Source organism: Streptomyces sp. NPDC048643 (assembly GCF_040650615.1).
In the GTDB taxonomy this organism is placed as follows: Bacteria; Actinomycetota; Actinomycetes; order Streptomycetales; family Streptomycetaceae; genus Streptomyces.
Genome location: NZ_JBEZHO010000048.1, coordinates 28,279 through 47,216, shown reverse-complemented (window position 1 = coordinate 47,216; position 18,938 = coordinate 28,279). Strand labels below are relative to the sequence as shown.

Annotated in this window: 19 protein-coding genes; 8 read left to right on the top strand and 11 right to left on the bottom strand. The window is 72.3% G+C overall.

The annotated features are described in order from the left end of the window. Positions 1–45: 45 nt before the first annotated feature. Positions 46–1,260, bottom strand: a complete 1,215-nt coding sequence (locus AB0C62_RS33385; RefSeq protein WP_362979630.1) for a phospholipase D-like domain-containing protein — start codon at positions 1,258–1,260, stop codon at positions 46–48. 448 nt (positions 1,261–1,708) lie between these two features. Between AB0C62_RS33385 and AB0C62_RS33380 the strand changes: the two genes are divergently transcribed. Together AB0C62_RS33380 and AB0C62_RS33375 are read left to right on the top strand one after the other, a co-directional pair. Then, positions 1,709–2,119: an ATP-binding protein gene (locus tag AB0C62_RS33380; RefSeq protein ID WP_362979628.1), complete on the top strand. Its 411-nt coding sequence runs from the start codon at positions 1,709–1,711 to the stop codon at positions 2,117–2,119. A gap of 180 nt (positions 2,120–2,299) precedes the next feature. Next, entirely contained in the window at positions 2,300–2,794 is a 495-nt protein-coding gene (locus AB0C62_RS33375) for a MarR family transcriptional regulator (RefSeq protein ID WP_362979626.1), read from the top strand. 47 nt (positions 2,795–2,841) lie between these two features. On the opposite strand, the gene AB0C62_RS33370 is transcribed toward AB0C62_RS33375, so the two are convergent. The 6 genes from AB0C62_RS33370 to AB0C62_RS33345 form a co-directional block, all read right to left on the bottom strand. Continuing rightward, positions 2,842–4,599: a SpoIIE family protein phosphatase gene (locus AB0C62_RS33370; protein WP_362979624.1), complete on the bottom strand. Its 1,758-nt coding sequence runs from the start codon at positions 4,597–4,599 to the stop codon at positions 2,842–2,844. Then, entirely contained in the window at positions 4,599–5,669 is a 1,071-nt protein-coding gene (locus AB0C62_RS33365; protein ID WP_362979622.1) for an ATP-binding SpoIIE family protein phosphatase, read from the bottom strand. Before AB0C62_RS33365 ends, AB0C62_RS33370 begins: the two co-directional genes overlap by 1 nt. Then, a complete protein-coding gene (locus AB0C62_RS33360) occupies positions 5,666–6,061 on the bottom strand; it encodes an anti-sigma regulatory factor (RefSeq protein WP_362979683.1) in 396 nt (131 codons plus the stop codon). The genes AB0C62_RS33365 and AB0C62_RS33360 overlap by 4 nt, the downstream gene beginning before the upstream one ends. 47 nt (positions 6,062–6,108) lie before the next feature. Continuing rightward, positions 6,109–6,528, bottom strand: coding sequence for an STAS domain-containing protein (locus tag AB0C62_RS33355; RefSeq protein WP_362979620.1), 420 nt, complete (start codon positions 6,526–6,528; stop codon positions 6,109–6,111). Beyond that, entirely contained in the window at positions 6,525–7,412 is an 888-nt protein-coding gene (locus AB0C62_RS33350; RefSeq protein WP_362979681.1) for an STAS domain-containing protein, read from the bottom strand. Before AB0C62_RS33350 ends, AB0C62_RS33355 begins: the two co-directional genes overlap by 4 nt. Before the next feature lie 186 nt (positions 7,413–7,598). Continuing rightward, complete coding sequence (locus AB0C62_RS33345; RefSeq protein WP_362979618.1) at positions 7,599–8,771, bottom strand: PP2C family protein-serine/threonine phosphatase; 1,173 nt, start codon at positions 8,769–8,771, stop codon at positions 7,599–7,601. Between the two features lie 228 nt (positions 8,772–8,999). On the opposite strand from AB0C62_RS33345, the gene AB0C62_RS33340 reads away from it, so the two are divergent. Then, complete coding sequence (locus AB0C62_RS33340; RefSeq protein ID WP_362979617.1) at positions 9,000–9,431, top strand: MarR family transcriptional regulator; 432 nt, start codon at positions 9,000–9,002, stop codon at positions 9,429–9,431. A gap of 267 nt (positions 9,432–9,698) precedes the next feature. Here the strand turns inward: AB0C62_RS33340 and AB0C62_RS33335 are convergent, their stop codons facing one another. Then, the gene (locus tag AB0C62_RS33335) at positions 9,699–10,076 is read right to left on the bottom strand and encodes an STAS domain-containing protein (RefSeq protein ID WP_362979615.1); all 378 of its coding nucleotides are present in this window, start codon (positions 10,074–10,076) and stop codon (positions 9,699–9,701) included. Positions 10,077–10,345: 269 nt separating this feature from the next. On the opposite strand from AB0C62_RS33335, the gene AB0C62_RS33330 reads away from it, so the two are divergent. From AB0C62_RS33330 to AB0C62_RS33315, 4 genes are all read left to right on the top strand, one after another. Further along, positions 10,346–10,807: a helix-turn-helix domain-containing protein gene (locus AB0C62_RS33330; RefSeq protein ID WP_362979613.1), complete on the top strand. Its 462-nt coding sequence runs from the start codon at positions 10,346–10,348 to the stop codon at positions 10,805–10,807. Continuing rightward, entirely contained in the window at positions 10,804–11,760 is a 957-nt protein-coding gene (locus tag AB0C62_RS33325) for an ATP-binding cassette domain-containing protein (protein ID WP_362979611.1), read from the top strand. Before AB0C62_RS33330 ends, AB0C62_RS33325 begins: the two co-directional genes overlap by 4 nt. Beyond that, positions 11,720–12,580, top strand: a complete 861-nt coding sequence (locus AB0C62_RS33320; RefSeq protein ID WP_362979609.1) for an ABC transporter permease — start codon at positions 11,720–11,722, stop codon at positions 12,578–12,580. The genes AB0C62_RS33325 and AB0C62_RS33320 overlap by 41 nt, the downstream gene beginning before the upstream one ends. Positions 12,581–12,694: 114 nt before the next feature. After that, positions 12,695–14,323 (top strand): MFS transporter, encoded by a 1,629-nt coding sequence (locus AB0C62_RS33315; RefSeq protein ID WP_362979607.1) that lies wholly within the window; start codon positions 12,695–12,697, stop codon positions 14,321–14,323. A 99-nt stretch (positions 14,324–14,422) separates the two neighbouring features. On the opposite strand, the gene AB0C62_RS33310 is transcribed toward AB0C62_RS33315, so the two are convergent. Beyond that, complete coding sequence (locus tag AB0C62_RS33310) at positions 14,423–17,155, bottom strand: SpoIIE family protein phosphatase (RefSeq protein WP_362979605.1); 2,733 nt, start codon at positions 17,153–17,155, stop codon at positions 14,423–14,425. 187 nt (positions 17,156–17,342) lie between these two features. On the opposite strand from AB0C62_RS33310, the gene AB0C62_RS33305 reads away from it, so the two are divergent. Then, positions 17,343–17,579, top strand: a complete 237-nt coding sequence (locus tag AB0C62_RS33305) for a DUF6296 family protein (RefSeq protein ID WP_362979603.1) — start codon at positions 17,343–17,345, stop codon at positions 17,577–17,579. On the opposite strand, the gene AB0C62_RS33300 is transcribed toward AB0C62_RS33305, so the two are convergent. Continuing rightward, positions 17,551–18,093 carry a GNAT family N-acetyltransferase gene (locus AB0C62_RS33300; RefSeq protein WP_362979601.1) on the bottom strand — a complete coding sequence of 181 codons (543 nt, stop codon included), beginning with the start codon at positions 18,091–18,093 and terminating at the stop codon, positions 17,551–17,553. The two genes, AB0C62_RS33305 and AB0C62_RS33300, sit on opposite strands and share 29 nt — an antisense overlap. A gap of 108 nt (positions 18,094–18,201) precedes the next feature. Continuing rightward, on the bottom strand, positions 18,202–18,933 hold the full coding sequence (locus AB0C62_RS33295) for an AAA family ATPase (RefSeq protein ID WP_362979599.1): 732 nt from the start codon (positions 18,931–18,933) through the stop codon (positions 18,202–18,204). Positions 18,934–18,938 lie beyond the last annotated feature (5 nt).

Sequence of the window (18,938 nt, the reverse complement as noted above, 5' to 3'; positions counted from 1 at the left end):
GGCGCCCCTTTCCCCGGGGCGACGTGGCTCCACGACGGAGAACGGCTAGAGGAAGCGGCGCAAGGGGGCGACCGCCAGCTCCTTGGCCCGCTGGAGCGGCGACCGGCGCCGCCAGCGGCGCGGCTCGATGGCCACGGCCTGCTCCCGGTCCTCGTCGAAGTCCCCGTCGAGGGCCGCGGTGAACGTCTCGTCCAGCACCGCGAGCATGACCTCCTCGTCGTGCTCCATCGACCGGCGGTTGAAGTTGGTGGAACCGATCAGGGACGCCACCCCGTCCACGGTCATGATCTTGGTGTGCAGCATCGTCGGCTGGTACTGGCGGATCTCCACACCGGCGGCGAGCAGCGCGTCGTAGTAGTGCTGGCCGGCGAGCTGGCAGGCCCGCTGGTCGGTGTGCGGACCCGGCAGCAGGATCTCCACCCGCACCCCGCGGCGCGCGGTCGCGCACAGCAGGTCCACGAAGTACTGGTCGGGCGCGAAGTAGGCCGTCGACAGACGGAACCGCTCCTCGGCGGAGTCGAGCACCACGCGGATGAGGGTCTGCATGTCCTGCCAGCCGAAACTGGCGGACCCGCGCACCACCTGGACCGTCGCGGTGCCCGGCTGGGCCTGCTCGGTGAACCGGTCACGGTCGTCGAACAGCTCGTCGTGGCACTCCGCCCAGTTCTGAGCGAACGCCGCGGCGATGCCGTCCACCGCCGGTCCCCGCACCTGGACGTGCGTGTCCCGCCACTCGGACGGCCCGCGCGCGTCCCCGCACCACTCCTCGGCGATGCCCACGCCCCCGGTGAACGCGACCTGCTCGTCGATCACCAGGGCCTTGCGATGACAGCGGTGGTTCTGCTTGAGGGGCGAGAGCCACAGCGGCTTGCGGAACCACGCCACCTGCACACCGGCGGAGGTCATGGACTCCAGCAGGTCCCCCTCGATCCGCTTCGCCCCGAAGCCGTCCAGCAGCAGCCGTACGCGCAGGCCCGAGCGGGCCCGGTCGGCCAGGGCGGACGCGAAGTCGCGGGCTATCTGCCCGCGCCAGTACACGAAGGTCATCATGTCGATGGTGTGCTCGGCGGACCGCACCGCGTCGAGCATCGCGGCGAAGATCCGGTCGCCGTTGCGCAGCGGCAGGAGCTCGTTCCCCTCGGTCGCGGCGATGCCGATGAGCCGCTCCAGTCGTCTTCGGAGCCGCTGCTTGCGCCGCCCCGCCTCCGCCGGATCCACCGGCCCGTTCCCCTCGACGCGTGCCGTGATGGTCTGGGACATCCACCGTCTCCTGTTGTCGTGCCGTGTGCCGCCTCCTCACCCCGGGCGGTGTGAAGAGGTGTGGGGGAGTGGTGACCCTGTCCGGGACCTGCCCGTACGGGCCACCACCCCTCCCGCTCGACCGTGTCGGTCTTCGGGGTCGCCCGGCCCCTTCGCCCGCCACGGGAGCGACGTCGCGGGACGCCCGTGAGCGTTCGCGACGCGAGCACAGGTGCCCCCGAAACGCCGTGCCACTCCTCGGGCACCCCCGGTGTCCGGTCCGCCACGCCCCGTTCCGACAGTCCGACGCAGTGCTACCTGTGATCGCGTTGTGAAGGTGCGTGAAATCGTGACATGGCCTCGGAGGGTTCGGGAACAAGGGGGACAGCCCGCCCCACACGCCGGTCCGAAACGGAGTGGCGCCGCGTCCTCGGCGTTCGGACGGGAAGCACGGCAAGGGAGGTGAAGGATGACCACCGTAGAACAGCCCTCCGACGTCTGTTCCGCGTCCGGTGCGAGCCTGGAGCGAAGCCCGGAGGCGGCTGTGCACGCCAGGGGGATGGCCCGCGCGTTTCTGGGCAGTCTGCCCCGGCAGGTGCCGCGCGAGGCAGCCGAGGCCGTCAGCCTCGTGGTCTCGGAACTGGTGACGAACGTGGTGCGCCACGCGCGCGGCCGGCGCTGCAGCGTGGATCTGCGGGACATGGGGCACGGCGTCGGGATCTCCGTCTCCGACGACGACCCCGAGCCGCCGCGCCAACGCCGGCTCGACCTGACCGGAAAGGGCGGCTTCGGCTGGCCGCTGGTGCGCCGCCTCTGCTCCGAACTGACCGTTCTCTCCCGCCCGGACGGCAAGACCGTGCACGCCGTCGTGCAATTCTGACGACTCCGAGGAACGAGCATCATCCGCGATCCAGCTCCGACCGCCGACCGCGACCGAGTACCCTCTCCCCGCGGCAGGGCTCCCCACCCATGGGGTGATCGACCCCGTGCCTACCGGACGGGCGCCCGTCCGCGCGGCGGACCGGCCGCGCGCGGGTCCGCGGGGAGCGCGTGATGACCCGTGGCGGATGACGGGGACCTGAACCGCGCCGCGGCGCCCGGCAGCCGTCCCGAGGCGGTCGCCGGACGGACGGCCGACGCCGTCGAGGAACTGGTGGAACTGTGGATCTCGACCGGTCAGACGGTCGTCCCCCGCCTCTCCGCCCACCAGCTGAAGGCGCTCAGGACCGTGGGGCAGCGGCCCGAACTCACCCTCACCGGCCTGGCCGAACGCGTCGGCATCGCGCTTCCCGCCGCCAGCCGCCTCTGCGACCGGCTGGAGGCCGCGGGCCTGCTGCGACGCGTTCCGCATCCCGGTAACCGGCGCGCCCTGCACCTGCTGCTCACCCCGCTGGGCACCGGGGTCCTTCGGGAGATCGCCGAGCGGCGGGCCCAGATCCTCGCGGCCGTCCTCGCGGGCATGACGCCGCTCCAGCGGAGGTCGTTCGAGGAGGGGCTGCGGGCCTTCCAGGGCGCGCGCCGCCCCTCCTCCGCCGAGTTCCCGCCCGGCGCGTAGGGCGCGCGAACGCGCCGCGCGCCCCGGTGCTCGGCCGTGGCGGCGCCTCAGCTCAGGGCGGTCGTCCGCCCGGGATCGGGAAGCGCCCCGGTGTCACCGACGTGGCACAGCAGCAGACAGACGTCGTCGTCCCGCTGCGAGTCACGGAGCATCGGGTCCAGGATCCGGTCGGCGGCGCCCCCCAGATCGAGGTCCAGGTCCGCCGCGCGCTGCGCGCCGAGCGCCTCGGCCAGCCGCCGGATGCCCGGGTCGATGCCCTCGGCCCGCCGCTCCACCAGACCGTCGGTGTAGAGCGCGAGGGTGGAGCCCGGCGGGAGTTCGGCCGTGTGGTCGCGGATCTCCTGATGCAGCGGAATGCCGAGCATGGCGCCGGGTTTGGCGTCCAGGACGCGCACGCCCCCGCCCGGGGTGCGCAGCACGGGTGGCGGGTGCCCCGCGGCGGCCCAGGTGACCGTGGACTCGTCCGGGTGGAAGCGGGCGATGGCCGCCGTGGCGTACAGGTCGGGCTGGAGATGGTGCAGGAACACGTGCAACCGGGTGAGGAGCTGGCCGGGCGTGCCGCCGTCCACCGCGTACGCCCGCAGGGCGGTGCGCAGTTGGCTCATCATGACGGCGGCCCGCAGCCCGTGGCCCGTCACGTCGCCCATGACGGCGACCAGGCCCCCGTCCGGCTGCTTGAACGCGTCGTACCAGTCGCCGCCGATGTTCAGCCCGTACGTGGCCGGGAGGTAGCGGGCGGCCAGGCTGAGCCCCGGCGTCGTGGGCAGGTCGGTGAGCAGCGCGCGCTGCAGGGTCTCGGCGATGTCACGGTTGTGCTCGAACCGCTGGGCGTGGTCGATGGCGATGCCGGCCCTGCGGGCGAATTCGATGAGCATGACGGCGTCGTCCGGGCCCCACGGATCCTCGGGCGGTGTCAGCGTCACCACTCCCAGCGGGGCGTGCCGGGTCGGCAGCGGGATGCACAGCAGCGGCTGGTCGGGGTGGAGCGCCGAGGGCGGCAGGTTGTCGACCCCGGGCAGACCGCCCGCGTGATCGGCGGCGTACTGCGGGCGGCCGGTGCGGGCCGCGGCCACGGCGGCGGCCGGGTGGGGGGACCGCCTGCGGGTGTCGTCGTCGGCGAAGAGCCATACCTCGACGCTCCGGGCGTAGGCCGGGACGAGCAGCTGCGGCAGCCTGCTGAGGATCTCCTCGTGGTTGAGCGAGGCCGTCAGGACCGCGCTGGCGTCGGCGAGGAACGTCAGCCGCCGCCGGGCGCTCTCGGCCTCCGTGCGGGCCTTGCGCTCGGCGGCGAACAGCTCACGCTGTACCCGCCCGGCCGCGTCGAGTTCCGCGTGCAGCGCGAGGACACCCTGGTTGGTCTGGTGCAGTTCCTCCCGGTGGAAGGAGACCAGCTGCTCCTGCTCGCCGAGTCGGTCCAGGACGCGGGAGGTGTCCTCGTCCGCGCTGAGCAGGGCGTCGGCGAACGCCTTGCGGTCGCGCGGCACCCGAGCCGCTCCCTCGCCGCGCCCCGGCTCCTCGACGGCGACGCTCGCCTGCCAACTCGGCTTGCCGGCCGACCCGTTGGACTCCGCGCCGAGGGCGACGGTGATCCTGCCGGGACCGCCGGCCTCCGGGGGCGGCGTGCTGTGCAGGGTCATGACCCAGCTGCCGCCCTTGACCAGGGACTGCCGCAGCCGGGCGCTGAGGGCGGTGACCAGACGGGTGCGCTCCACCGTGGACACGCCGTGCGCCGCGACGAGCCGGGCGGCGGCGATACGGGCACGCGCGGCGTCGTCGACCGTGGTGATCTGCCAGGTGTCGGTCATCAGCGGCGATCCTGCGGGGTGGGGGTCAGCACGGCCACGGTGGTGTCGTCCCGCACCGGACGGGCGGCACTGCTGGAATCCCGCACGATCACCGCGGCGGTGACCGCGGGGTCCCAGGCGGTCGGGGGAGCGACGGCCGGCGGAGCCCAGCGGCTGGGCAGACCGTCGCTGTGCAGTACGAGGAGGCTGTCGGGCGTCCACGGCACCCGGCACTGCGGCAGCCGCGCGAGCCGGTGCGCGCCCACTGTCCCCGGGTGCGACGGCAGCGGCCGCCAGGTGTCCCCGGACAGCAGCCGGGCGCCGATGTTGCCGATCCCCGCGAAGTCGAGGTGGTCGGAGACCAGGTCGAGCCGGGCCACCGCGATCGCCGCACCCCGGGTGTCGCGCAGCGCCGTGTGCAGCTGCCCGAGCAGCTCCGCGGGAGGCAGGTGCGCGAACAGGTGCAGTTGTTCCACGGCCGCCCCGGACGCCTTCGCCGCTGCCTCGCCGTGCCCGAGCCCGTCCGAGAGGAGCAGCGTGACGTGCTCCCCGGCCCGGACGCAGGCCCAGGCGTCGCCCGAGTGCTCGGCGGCCGCCAGCGGGATGTTGATCCCCCCGGCGCGCACCGCGGCACCGGTGTCGGGGGCGCGGTGTCCGGGCCGGTCCCCGTGTGCGGCGTGGACCCGCGCCAGGGCGACGGTCCCCTTCCCGGGCACGGAGTGCACCTCGAAGTGGTCGGCGATACGGCGGCAGGTGCCGAGCCCCGCGCCGAGCGAGGCCGTCGTCGAGAAACCGTCGTGCGACGCGGAGGCGAGGTCGGCGATGCCCGGCCCGTGGTCGATCGCGGCGATCTGGAGGGCCGGCCCGCGGCCGGTTCCGGGAAGCGCGAGGTCGGCGTCCACGATGTCGATCAGTATCTGTCCGCCGCCCCCGTGCTTGAGCAGGTTGGTCGCCAGCTCCGTCGCGACGAGCGCGGCGACGGCCGTGCGGTCCCGGCTGAGCCCGGTGTGGTCGGCGACCGCCTCGGCGGCCACCCGGACGTCCCGGACCCGGGTCGAGTCGTGGACGGGTACGTCCCAGACACGCGTCATCGGCTCTCCCGGCGGGGCGGCGGGGGACCGGCGGTCCAGCAGATCACGGTCACCGTGGTGCCCTCGCCCGGACGGCTGTCGATGGAGAACTCGTGCACCAGCCGGCGTGCTCCGCCCAGGCCGAGGCCGAGGCCGCCGCCCGAGGTGTAGCCGTCGGCGAGAGCACGCTCGATGTCGGTGATGCCGGGCCCCTGGTCGGCGAAGGTCAGGCGCAGCCCCCGCGCCGCCCCGGTCCGCAGGACGGTGGACTCGACCTGGCCGCCTCCGCCGTGCACCAGCGTGTTGCGGGCGAGTTCACTGGCGGCGGTGACGAGTTTGGTCTGGTCCACGAGTCCGAAACCGAGTTCTGCGGCCGCCTGGCGCACGTGCTGGCGCACCCACGCGAGATCCATGTCGGTACGGATCGGCAGGCAGGCGGTGACGCGCCCGGAAGTCTCCGTCACGGGCGCTCCTGGCGTGCTGGACCGTGGTGAAGGGCCGTCGGTGCCGCGGTGAGCAGGCGCATGGCCTCCTCGGCGTCGAGCGCGGTGCGCAACCCGGGCAGGGTGAGGCCCAGTTCGACCAGGGTGATGGCGACGGCGGGCCGCATGCCGGCGACGACGGTCCGCGCCGCGAGCAGCTTGGCGTGCGCCGCGACCTCCGCGAACACCCGCCCCAGGAAGGAGTCGACGATCTCCACTCCGGAGATGTCGATGACGACACCGGTGACCGAACTGGCGGCGATGGCCTCACCTATGTCCCGCTGCAGCCGCTCGGCGGCCTCGTCGTGCAGATCGCCCTGCAACGTGACCAGGAGGACGTCGCCGAGCTTCAGTACGGGGACGTGGGCGCCCGTGAGCCCGGCGATCGGGGCGTTCACCGCGCGCTCTGGCCGGTGCGGTCCTGGTCGACGATCGCGATGCCCTGGCGGTTCAGGGCGTACGCGAGAGCGTCGGCGAGGCTGGCGCGGGTGACCACTTCCCCGAGGTCGATGCCGAGGTGGACGATGGTCTGCGCGATCGCGGGCCGGATGCCCGAGACGATGCACTCGGCGCCCATCAGACGGGCGGCCGCGACGGTCTTCATGAGGTGCTGGGCGACCAGCGAGTCGACGGTCGGCACGCCCGTGATGTCCAGGATCGCGAAGCGTGCCTGCTGGGCGACGACGGCGTCGAGCAGGCTCTCCATCACGACCTGGCTGCGGGCACTGTCGAGGGTGCCGATGAGGGGGACCGCGACCACGCCGGTCCACAGCTTGATCACGGGTGTGGCCACCTCCAGCAACTGGAGGCGCTGGCGGTCGATGAGTTCCTGTCCCACGCTGAGCGTGGTCTCCAGCACGACCAGGCGGAGGGTGCCGAGGAGCGCGGTGAGGGTGACCGCGCACACCTCGGCCCGCTCGCGGGAGCCGTCGGCGAACTCCGCGCTCAGCAGCTCGGAGGCGGCGGGACGCAGCGCCGCCACCTCGTCGGCGATCTGCGCGGACGTCGCGCCGGTCCGCGCCCGGGAGGCGGCCATGCGGCCCAACTGGTCGCGCACGGTGGCGAACCCGGCAGCCCCGAGGTCTTCGACACGGCCCGCGGCGGCGACGGCCGCGAGTGCCTCTACGACGGACCGGCCGGCCTCCACCGCCTCGTCCCGCGAGACGGTGAAGACGGTGCGGAACAGCGCCTCGTCGGCCCAGCGGTGGGCGATCTGCTCGCGGCGCCCGCGCAGGAACTCACCCACCTCCTGAGCCGCCGACTCGTGCTGCACCGCCGCCAGATGGTCCGCCACGTGTTCTTCTCCTTCGTCCGTGCGCCGCGCCGACGAGCGTGTTCCCGTCCGGGCATGATCTCTTGTCGTACGGCAACTGTAGCCATGGCCCGATCACGTCCGACACCCGCTCGCGGACAGGGCCTGCGGCACGGGTGCCGGCCCGGTTCGCCGAGCGCGAAGCCCGAGGGCCCGCTACTCCGCCGCCGGCGGCCCGTGCCAGTCGAGGCACACCACGAGCGCGTCGTCCTCCGGCTTGGGCCTTCCCCGATGTCCGGTGAGCTCGCGGAGCACGGCACGGGGCACCTCGGTCGCGGGCAGCAGCTGCGTGGAGGTGATCGCCATCGCGAGGGCCCTCTCCCCGTACTCCTCCCCGCCCGGTCCGGCGACGGCGTGCACACCGTCACTGACGAACAGGAGCCGGTCGCCGGGCTCGACCTGGAACTCCTGCACGAAGTAGTCGGTCTCCTCGAACATCCCGAGGGGCAGCTGGGCCTCGAAGCCGACGCGCTCGACGGACCTGCCCCGCAGCCGCAGCATCTGGGGCGAACCCGCGTCGATCACCCGCAGCCGGCCCGTCGACAGCTCGAAGTCGAGCATCAGCACGGACAGGTGCGAGGTGCCCCGGTACTGGGCGTAGATCGCTTGATCGGCGAGGGCCGCCTGGTCCTGAAGGGAGATCCCCGCACGGCGCGCGTTGCGCAGCGCGTTGATGCCGAGGTTCGTGAGCAGCGAGGCCTCGATCCCCTCGCCCATGCCGTTGGTGATGTACAGCAGCAGCCGGTCGGCGCTCGCCGACCAGTCGAAGTTGTCGCCGAAGATCGCGTAGGCGGGCTCCAGCTGCGCGCCGAGCTCGTACTCGGGGCGGGAGCAGGAGCGGCCCGGCAGCAGCTGCCACTGCATCTCGGCGGCCAGCGTCAGCCGGTCCTTGCGGCGCGCCTGGAGGTACAGGTCGGTGTCCCGCTCGGCCACGAGCACCTCGTGAGCGAGGACCTCCCCGACCTCGGACAGCTCGGAGAGCGTCTCCTCGTCGCACGCCTCGGAGGGCAGGGTGACGGACAGGACGCCGAGCCGGTCGCCGCGCACCGTCACCGGGAGGTGCGCCCGTACCCGCCGGCCGGTGCGCTCCTCGACGAAGGGTTCCTGGGCCCCGAAGGCCCGCCCCTCGGGGCTGCTGTGCACCGGGATCGGTTCCAGGGTGTGCGGAAGCACCGACACGGGCTGGAGCACGGTCAGACCGTAGTCGGCCATGAAGAGCTCGACGGACTCCGCCGTGTACCGATCACACAGCACGGTACGGACGGCGTCGAGCAGTTGGTGGGGTGCCGCGGTGCGCAAGGCCCGCTCTGCGGCGACGAATCTGTTCACGATGTCGGATACGCCATTCTTCGACTAGTACGATGCCGGGTCCGAGCTCCGGGAAGCCGGACCGGCAGAGGTGGGACTCGGTATCTACCGCTTTGTTCCTGTCCCAGCCCCTGACAGGTGTTTTGCTCCGGTCCTTGCCCCCGACGGGCTGACAGTGCCCGAGAAGACTGGGAGAGTGAAACCGTGACTTCCTCCGGCCCGCGTCCACAGCCCAGTGAGGTGGCTCGTGTGACCTCCGAGGCCGCCGAGCTGCTGGAGATTCTGTGGGGGAGGGCCTCGACGGCTCCTGTCTCCGCTTCCCAGCTGCGCGTGCTCTTCATCCTGGAGCACGACGAAGGCATCAACCTGCGCACGCTCGCCGACGCGCTCGGCTCCACGCCGCCTTCGACGAGCAGACTCTGCGACCGCCTCCAGGCCGTGGGGTACATCGAGCGGGCGCCGAGCGTCACCAGCCGGCGGGAGCTGCGTCTGTTCCTGAGCGCGCGCGGCCGGATCTTCCTCGCGGAACTGCGCGCACGGCGCGAGCACGCCGTGGAAGCGGTGCTCGCCCAGATGCCCGCGGCGCAGCGGACCGCGCTCGCGGAGGGCCTCGCGGCCTTCTGTGCGACGGCGGCCGCGCAGCTGCACGAGGACGACGCGCCGGCCGTCCGTACGGCCTGAGCCGCGGGGCGGCGCGGGGGGAACCGTCGGCCGCGGGGCCGTGCGGTGCGTGAGCCGCGCGGACTCCGCCTCCCTCACCCACTGCACCATCTCGGGTCCTCTCCGCTCCTCGGGGCCGATCACTTTGTTGCCTCACGTCCATAGTTGTCAAATGGCAACTATTACTCGCATGATCTTGGTCTCACGCCTTTCTTCGCAGGTGGACAGGGCCGGCCGGAGGGGTCCGAGGTCCGCGCCGGGACCGCCGGGCGTTCGGGACGGACCGGCCTAGTGCCGCGAGGTCCCCTCGACCACGTACGCGAGCGCCGCTTCGACGCCGTCCAGCGACGCGATCGTGAGACTGACGCCGGTGAGATCCAGGACGCGTCGGACCATCGGGGCGGGCGACACGAGGCACACGCTCCCGCCGGCGCGGCCGGCCTCGTCGTGCGCCTTCAGGAGGGCGTTGATGCCGGAGGAGTCCATGAAGGGGACCTCGGACAGGTCGAGCAGCAGATGCCGACGGCCGGCGCGTATCTGGTCGGCCAGCCGGTTCCGCAGTTCGGGAGCCGTCTCGACGTCCAGCTCCCCGCTGACGGTGACCAGGGCGATGCCGTCGCCGTACGGGGTCACCTCGATGGACACAGGAGCTGGTTCGGCCGGCACGCTTACCTCCAAAGGACACTGATCCGTCGGGAACCGTCCGGCGTCGGTGACGCCGGTGAGCAGGTCAACGGTTACCCCCCGAATCGGGCTGCACACCTTCGGCTTCGGCGTGCAGGGCCCTTCCGGACGCAGTGTTCCGGGTCACGCGGCGCGCGCTCCGGGGTGCGGCGCCCGCTCCGGCGCACGGGACGGCGGGGGTCCTCACCGCTTGCCACCTCTTGACCCTCCCTTTCCCGAAATACCTCTGACACAGAGCTAATCTCGAAGACGTGGAATCGGAGTCGGAGAGTTTCCCCGAGGCGCTGTCGGACGCCCTGGCCGGACTGCAGCGGCTGATCAGACGGCGGCTGCGCGGCGGCACGGACGGGCCGCGGCTGCGCGGTGCCGAGGTCGACCTGCTGCGGCTGGTCGCGGAGCGGCCCGGTCTCGGAGTGTCCGAGGCCGCCAAGGAGCTGTACCTGGCGGGCAACTCGGTCTCGACGCTGGTCAACCGGCTGGTCCGGGACGGCTATCTGGTCCGTGAGACGGACCCGGCCGACCGGCGGGCCGCCCGGCTGCTGACCACACCCGCCGCCGACACCCGGCTGCGCGACTGGCGGCAGCGGCGTGCCGTGCTGGTGCGCCGCCAGGTCGACCGGCTCGACCCCGCCGAGCGCGCGGCCCTGGAAGCCGCCCTGCCGGCCCTGCACAAGCTGGCGGCGAACCTGCACGAGGAGGCCGAGGAGTCATGACACGGTACGAGAGCGGACCGGAGGAGCCCGCACGGCGCGACGGCCCGGTGGCCGCCGGGGGAGAGGTGCCCGCCGAGGCCGTCGGCACCGCGGGCGCGACCGGGGCCACTGACGCGACGGCCGCCGCGCCGAACGCCGTGTCGTGCTCCGGGCTCGTCTACACCTTCGGCGAGACCACCGCGGTCGACGGCCTCGACCTCGACGTGCGCGACGGCGAGGTCTTCGGACTGCTCGGCCCCAACGGCGCCGGCAAGACGACGGCCATCCGCTGCATCACCACCCTGCTGCCCGTTCCGGCCGGCAAGGTCCATGTCTTCGGGCACGACGCCACCCGGGAACAGATGTCCGTACGCCGCCTGTTGGGCTACGTCCCGCAGCAACTGTCCGCCGACTCCGGGCTCACCGGCCGGGAGAACGTCGAACTGTTCGCCCGCGTCTTCGACGTGGCCCGCCGCGAGCGTGCCGCCCGGGTCGAGCAGGCGCTCACCGCGGTCGACCTGACCGACGCGGCCGACCGGCTCGCCAAGACGTACTCCGGAGGCATGGTCCGCCGCCTGGAGCTCGCCCAGGCGCTGGTCAGCGCACCCCGGCTGCTGATCCTCGACGAGCCGACCATCGGCCTCGACCCGATCGCCCGCACCAGCGTTTGGGAGCACATCAACGCCGTGCGCGCCGCCACCGGCATGACCGTCCTGGTGACGACCCACTACATGGACGAGGCCGACCAGTACTGCGACCGGGTCGCGCTGATGCACCACGGACGCGTCCGCGCCCTCGGCACACCGGAGCAGCTCAGGCAGGGCCTCGGCGAGCGCCGCGGAACCACCGGCGACGGTGGACTGCCCACGCTGGAGGACGTGTTCCGGGACATCGCCGGCAGTGGACTCGACGACCGATCAGGAGAATTCAGGGATGTCCGAAGCACCCGCCGCACCGCTTCCCGTGTCGGCTGAAGCGACCCCGCTCACGAGCCTCGACCTGCTCGTGGTCCCGCCCCGGGCCCGTACGGGCTGGCGGGTGCTGCCCGCCCGGGTCGCCGCGATGTGCGCCGTCGAACTCCAGAAGCTCCGGCACGACCGCACCGAGCTGTACACGCGGGCGATCCAGCCCGCCCTGTGGCTGCTCATCTTCGGGGAGACCTTCACCCGTATCCGCGCCATCCCCACCGGCGGCATCCCGTACCTCGACTACCTGGCGCCCGGGATCATCGCCCAGTCCGCGATGTTCATCGCCATCTTCTACGGCATCATGATCATCTGGGAGCGGGACGCCGGCATCCTCACCAAACTCCTCGTCACGCCGACACCCCGCTCCGCGCTCATCACCGGCAAGGCGTTCGCGGCCGGGGTGAAGGCGCTCATCCAGGCCGTGGTGGTCGTGGTGATCGCGGCACTGCTCGGTGTGGCCATGACCTGGAACCCGCTCCGGCTGCTCGGGGTGGCGGTGGCCGTCATCCTCGGCTCGGCGTTCTTCTCGTGCCTCTCGATGACGATCGCGGGCATCGTTCTCACCCGCGACCGGCTGATGGGCATCGGCCAGGCCATCACGATGCCGCTGTTCTTCGGCTCCAACGCGCTCTATCCGGTGGCGGTCATGCCGGGCTGGCTCCAGGCCATCAGCAAGGTCAACCCGCTCAGCTACCAGGTCGACGCCCTGCGCGGACTGCTGCTCGGCACCCCCGCGCACCTGGCCCTCGACTACGGCGTCCTCGTCCTGGCCGCGGCCCTCGGGATCTTGTCCGCTTCCTCGCTTCTGGGGCGACTGGCCAGGTGAGACGGGGTGTCCGAGCGGGGATGATGATCGATTGGTGAGGTCGGGCGGTCGGGCTTAACGTCGGTTGGGTGAACATCCACGATCTTCGCCGACCCTAGATGCGGGGACCTCCCCATGACGGCCGATCACGTGACATCCTCCGAGTCCGCCGACTCTCCGCAGCGGGGCAGAGGAAACGGCATCGCCCTCCTCGTCATCGCCTCGTGTCAGCTGATGGTGGTTCTCGACATCACCATCGTGAACATCGCGCTACCGCACATCCAGACGGCCCTCGGGTTCTCTACCGAGAACCTCTCCTGGGTCATCAACGCCTACACGCTGACGTTCGGCGGTCTGCTGCTGCTCGGCGGGCGGTCCGGGGACATCCTCGGACGCCGCCGCATGTTCATGGTGGGCGTGCTGCTCTTCGTGTTCGCGTCCCTGCTCGGCGGACTCTCGCAGGATTCCTGGCAGTTGCTCGCCGCGCGTTCACTGCAGGGCGTCGGAGGAGCGATCGCGTCGCCGACCGCGCTGTCCCTCATCACCACGACCTTCCGCGAAGGGCCCGAACGCAACCGGGCGTTCGGGGTGTTCGCCGCCGTGTCCGCGGGCGGCAGCGCGATCGGACTGCTCGCGGGCGGCATTCTCGTCGAATGGCTCGACTGGCGATGGGTGTTCTTCGTCAACATCCCCATCGGCCTGCTGATCGTGCTCGCCACCCCCCGCTTCATCAAGGAGTCCGAGCGTCACCCGGGCCACTTCGACCTCCTCGGCGCCCTCACCTCCACGCTGGGCATGGTGCTGCTCGTCTACGGATTCATCCGGGCCTCGGAAGAGGGCTGGAGCGACCCCATCACGCTCGGCGCCTTCGGCGCGGCGGTGGTGTTCCTGATCGCGTTCATCGCCGTCGAACGCCGGTCGAGACAGCCCATCACGCCGCTGTGGATGTTCCGCGACCGCAACCGCGCGGGTGTCTACGCGATGATGCTGAGCCTCTCCGCGGCCATCTTCGGGATGTTCTTCTTCCTGACCCTCTTCGTGCAGAACATCCTCGGATTCAGCCCGCTCAAGGCCGGTTTCGCCTTCCTGCCGGTGAGCGTGGTCATCGCGATCGGCGCCGGCTTCGCCTCGAACCTGCTGCCCCGCTGGGGACCCAAACCCTTCATGGCCGTGGGCGCGATCCTGGCCGCCGCGGGCCTCGGCTGGCTGACGCTGACCGACGTCAACAGCACCTATCTCGGCAGCATCCTCGGCCCCACGATCGTCTTCGGCTTCGGCATGGGCCTCCAGTTCGTGTCGCTGACCCTGATGGCGGTGTCCGGCGTGGCACCGAAGGACGCGGGCGCCGCCTCCGGCATCCTCAACGCCACCCAGCAGGTGGGCGGCTCCCTCGGCCTGTCGGTGCTGGTCACCGTGTTCGGCACGGCGAGCCGCAACGAGGCCACGGACCAGGTCAAGAAGTTCCTGTCGACCGCCACCCCGGCGCAGCGGCTGGAGTTCCGCAGATCCGGACAGCTTCCCAAGCCCTTCAGCGAGCAGGTGCTGACGTCCGGTATCTCGGGCTCCTTCGTCGCCGCGGCCATCTTCGCCGTCTTCGCGGCCCTGGTCGCCCTGATCGTCATCCAGGTGCGCCCCTCCGACCTGGAGCGCCTCCAGGGCGGCGCGGCCTCGCTCGTCCCGGCGGAGGGCTCCGGTGCCGGCGAGGGCGTGAGCGGCTCGGCGCACACCCGGGACTCCGGCGAGGGGCCGGCGCCACCCGGTTGACGCGGAGCGGTTCCCGGCCGGGCTCGGTCACCCGAGCCCGGCCTTCTCGCGCGCCGTCCGGGTCACCGCCCGCCCTGATCGAGGCCCCGTCGGCCGCGGTCAGGGCAGGGGCTGTTCCGCCCAGATCACCTTGCCCTCGGGGGTGTAGCGGGTGCCCCAGCGGTCGGCCATCTGGGAGACCAGGAACAGGCCGCGCCCGCCCTCGTCCGTCGACGCCGCGTACCGCAGGTGCGGTGAGGTGCTGCTGCCGTCGAGGACCTCGCAGATCAGGGTGCGGTCGTACAGCACGCGCACCCGGATGTGACCGTTGCCGTAGCGGATCGCGTTGGTCACCAGCTCGCTCAGGACCAGCTCCGTGGTGAACGCCATCTCGTCCAAGCCCCACTCCGCAAGCCGCCGGGTGACCGCGGCACGCACCTCACCGACGGCGGCCGGCTCGGACGGCACGTTCCACTCCGCGATCCGGTCGGGACCCAGCGCGTGGGTACGGGCGACGATCACGGCGATGTCGTCGCTCGGACGGGCCGGCAGCATGGCCTCCAGCACGGCCTGGCAGGTGTCCTCCGGGGAACGGTCGGCGCCGGTCAGCGCGGTGCGCAGCATTTCGAGACCGACGTCGATGTCCCGCTCCCGGTCCTCGACCAGGCCGTCCGTGTAGAGCACCAGTCGGCTGCCCTCCGCCAGTTCCAGCTCCGCCGTCTCGAACGGCAGGCCGCCGAGACCGAGCGGTGGTCCCGCGGGCACGTCGGCGAACTCCACACTGCCGTCGGGGTGGACCACCGCGGGCGGCGGATGTCCGGCCCGGGCGAAGGTGCAGCGCCGGGTCGTCGGGTCGTAGACGGCGTAGAGACAGGTGGCCCCGGTGACGGCGGCCGTGCCGCCCTCGGGCAGCTCGTCCTGGTCGATACGGCCGACCAGCTCGTCCAGGAGGCCCAGCAGCTCGTCCGGCGGCAGGTCGAGGGAGGAGAAGTTGTGGACGGCCGTGCGCAGCCGCCCCATCGTCGCCGCGGCGAGCAGCCCGTGCCCGACGACGTCACCCACGACCAGGGCGACCCGCGCGCCGGGCAGCGGCAGTACGTCGAACCAGTCGCCGCCGACGCCCGCCTGCGCCGGCAGATAGCGGTAGGCGAGGTCGAGGGCGCTCTGTTCGGGCAGGCTGCGCGGCAGCAGACTGCGCTGGAGCGTCACGGCCATGGTGTGTTCGCGGGTGTAGCGGCGTGCGTTGTCGATGGACACCGCGGCGCGGGCCACCAGCTCCTCGGCGAGGGTCACGTCCTCGGAGTCGAAGGGCTCCGGCTTCTCGGAACGCCAGAAGTTCACCACGCCCATGACCATCGGCCCCACCCGCAGCGGGACGGTGATCAGTGAGTGGATCCCGTACTCCAGGATCTGTGCCGTACGCGGGCGGTCCTGGTCCAGCCACCCCGGGGCGCCCCCGAGGTCGGGCTCGACGACCGCCTCGCCGGTGCGCAGGCTGTGGGCCTGCGGCGAGGAGGGGATGAACCCGATGTGCTCGCCGACCGGGTACAGCGGGGCGTCCTTGCGGATGCCGCCGGAGGCGGTACGGCGCAGACCGGTGCCCGTGTCCGGGTCCTGTCCGCTCAGCACCGCGTCGGCCAGGTCCACGGTGACGAAGTCCGCGAACCGCGGGACGGCGACCTCCGCCAGTTCCTCGGCCGTGCGCGTGACGTCCAGACCGGTCCCGATGCCGACCCCGGCGTCGTAGAGGAGTTTGAGGCGTTCGCGGGCGGTCTCGGCGCGGCCGGAGAGCGCGCGCAGTTCGGTCGAGTCGCGCAGCGTGGCGACGCTGCCCGCGGGGCCGCCCCGCAGGTCCGTCGGCCGCTGGTTGATGGCCAGCAGACGGTCGCCGACCAGATGCACCTCGTCGGTGGCGACGCGTCCGGAGGCGAGCAGCTCGGCGGTGCCCGCGTCGAGGCCGAGTTCCTCGACGGAGCGCGCCTCGGCGTCGGGGGGCAGGTCGAGCAGGCGGTTCGCCTCGTCGTTGGCGAGCAGCAGCTGCCCCTCCCCGCCGACGATGATCACCCCCTCCCGGACGGAGTGCAGCACCGCGTCGTGGTGTTCGTACATCCGGGTCATCTCGTACGGGCCGAGGCCGTGGGTCTGGCGCAGCAGACGCCGGGTCACGAGCGCCGTGCTCGCGGTGGCCAGCGCGAGCGCCACGCCGGCCGCGCCCAGCACGAGGGGCAGCTGGCGGTCGGCGGCGCCGCCGACGTTCTCCGTGGTGATGCCCGCCGACACCATGCCGACGACCTTGCCGTCGGGTGCCTTGATGGGGACGGTGGCCTGGACGAGCGGTCCGATGGTCCCGTTGACCTGCTCGGTGATGGAGTGCCCGGCGAGGACGGGCGCGGTCGTCCCGACGAACCTCTTCCCGATCCGGTCCGGCCTGGGATGGGTGTAGCGGATCGCGTCGGTGTTCAGGACGACGATGAAGTCCACCTTCGACGCCTTGCGGGCCGCCTCAGCGCTGGGCTGCAGCACCGCGGTCGGGTCCGGGGCGCTGAGCGCCGCCCGGGTGCCCGGCGCGTTGGCGAAGGTCTCGGCCACGGCCAGCGACCGGTTGCGGGCCTCCTGGGTGCTGTCGTGCCGCACCTGGAGCACGAGGGCGACCACCGCGGCGACGACCAGGAGCAGCACGATGACGACTTGCAGCACGAAGACCTGTCCGGCGACGCTGCGCACGCCGAGTGCGGAGCGAAGCCCGCTGGACGGGCCGCGTCGGTGCTTGCCCTCGTGTGACCCACGCTGTTGGTGCGCTGTGCTGTGGCGGCGGGTCGACTGAGCCCGGGTTCGACCCAATAGTCCGACCATGTGCTATGTCTACACTGCCCGGCGGCTGGTGGCGAGGGGCGTCACCCACAGTGAGTGCCGGAAGTTCCGGCCGGGCGACCCTCCTGGGCGGGGCCTGCCGGGGCGGCGCTGCTCTCGCGGACAACTGGCGGCATCATGGATGCGTACCCCTTTTGTCTACTTTGTCGCTTCGGCGCGGGAGGCCTGCATGAAGACCGTGGACCGCTACCGGCTGACCTTCACCCATCCCGGACCCGACGCGCGCATGGTCGCGGACGAGGTGATCGTCGAACGGACGGAGGCCAAGGGTCCGGGCGGCCACCCCGTGTACAGCGATCCCACCGGCATCCTGCGCGCCGAGATCAGCCCGGCGGGCGAGGTGCGCATGCTGGCCAGCGGCGCCTACCAGACGCCGATCAATCCGGCCGCCGAACCGATCGCCTGATCCCGTCTCCCGTGGAGGCCGCACGGCCCGCCGACGGGAGGTCCAGCTCGAAGCGGAGCGCCGCACGGCCGTTGAGGACGAGGTCACCGGTGGGCAGGAAGCCCGTGCGTGCCAGCACGGCGCGGGAGGCCGCGTTGTCGAGGGTCGCGGCGGCCCGCAGGGTGCGCAGTCCGTACGCGGTCGCGGCCAGGCGGCAGACCTCCCGTACGGCGGCCGTGGCGAGTCCGCGCCCCGCCGCCCGCTCGGCGATCCGGTATCCGAGGTCCGCCGTGCCCTCCGTCGCGTCGACCAGGTTCACGCGGCCCAGCACCGCGCCGGCGTCGTCCACCACGAGGTGGAAGAAGCACACGCCGGCCGTCTGTTCGGCCAGTCGTTCGCGATGGAGGGCGTCGAAGCCCGTGAAGTAGGCGTCGCCCCGGTCGGGGATCGACGCGGCGAAGTACGCGCGGTTCTCCCGCTCGAACGCGAGCAGCGCGGCGGCGTGGTCCAGGCGGAGCGGTTCGAGGTGGGGCACCGGCCCATGCTAGGGATCCGTCCGGTGCGCGGCACCGGGTTTTTCTCGCCCGGCCCCGGCCCCTGCCTCGGCGTCGCGGTGGACGGGGCGGTCGGGCCGCGGCCGGCGTCAGGGTTCGACGATGTGCCGCAGATAGGCCCGCGGGTCGGCCAGGTAGTGGCGCCAGTGGTTCACGAGGTCCAGGTCCGCCCAGGCGGCTCTGCGCATGCCGTGGTCGCCGACCTCGACGATGTCCGCGCCCGGCAGTGCCGTCAGGAGAGGGGAGTGGGTGGCGCAGACGACCTGGCCGCCCTCCTTGGCCAGCCGGTCGACGTGGCCGATGAGTTCGAGGCACGAGGAGAAGGAGAGCGCGGCCTCCGGCTCGTCCAGGACGTAGAGGCCCGGCTGCGTGAACTTCCCCCGGAACGCGGCGAGGAAGCCCTCTCCGTGACTGACCGACTCGGGCGCGAATCCTTCCCTGCCGAGGGCGTCCAGCGCGGTCTCGGCCCGTAGGAAGAAGCCCTTGCGGGCCGCCCAACTGGCGGCCATGCGCCGTCCGCGGGGCGCCGCGTCGAACCGGATGCGCTCGCCGAGCACCGACTTCTCGCGCGCGGAGGCGTAGCGCCAGTCGTGCGAACCGCCGTAGGAGTCGAGGCCGAACCCCTCCGCGAGCGCTTCTACCAGCGTCGACTTCCCGGACCCGTTCTCCCCGACCAGGAAGGTCACCGGCGCCGTGAACCGCAGGCCCTCGTCGAGCAGTTGCCGGACACAGGGCACCGACCAGGGCCAGGCGGCCGGGTCGACGCAGTCGCGGGGGCCGTGCGCGGCGGGGAGATGGGCATACGCGCGTTCGACGATCACGAGAC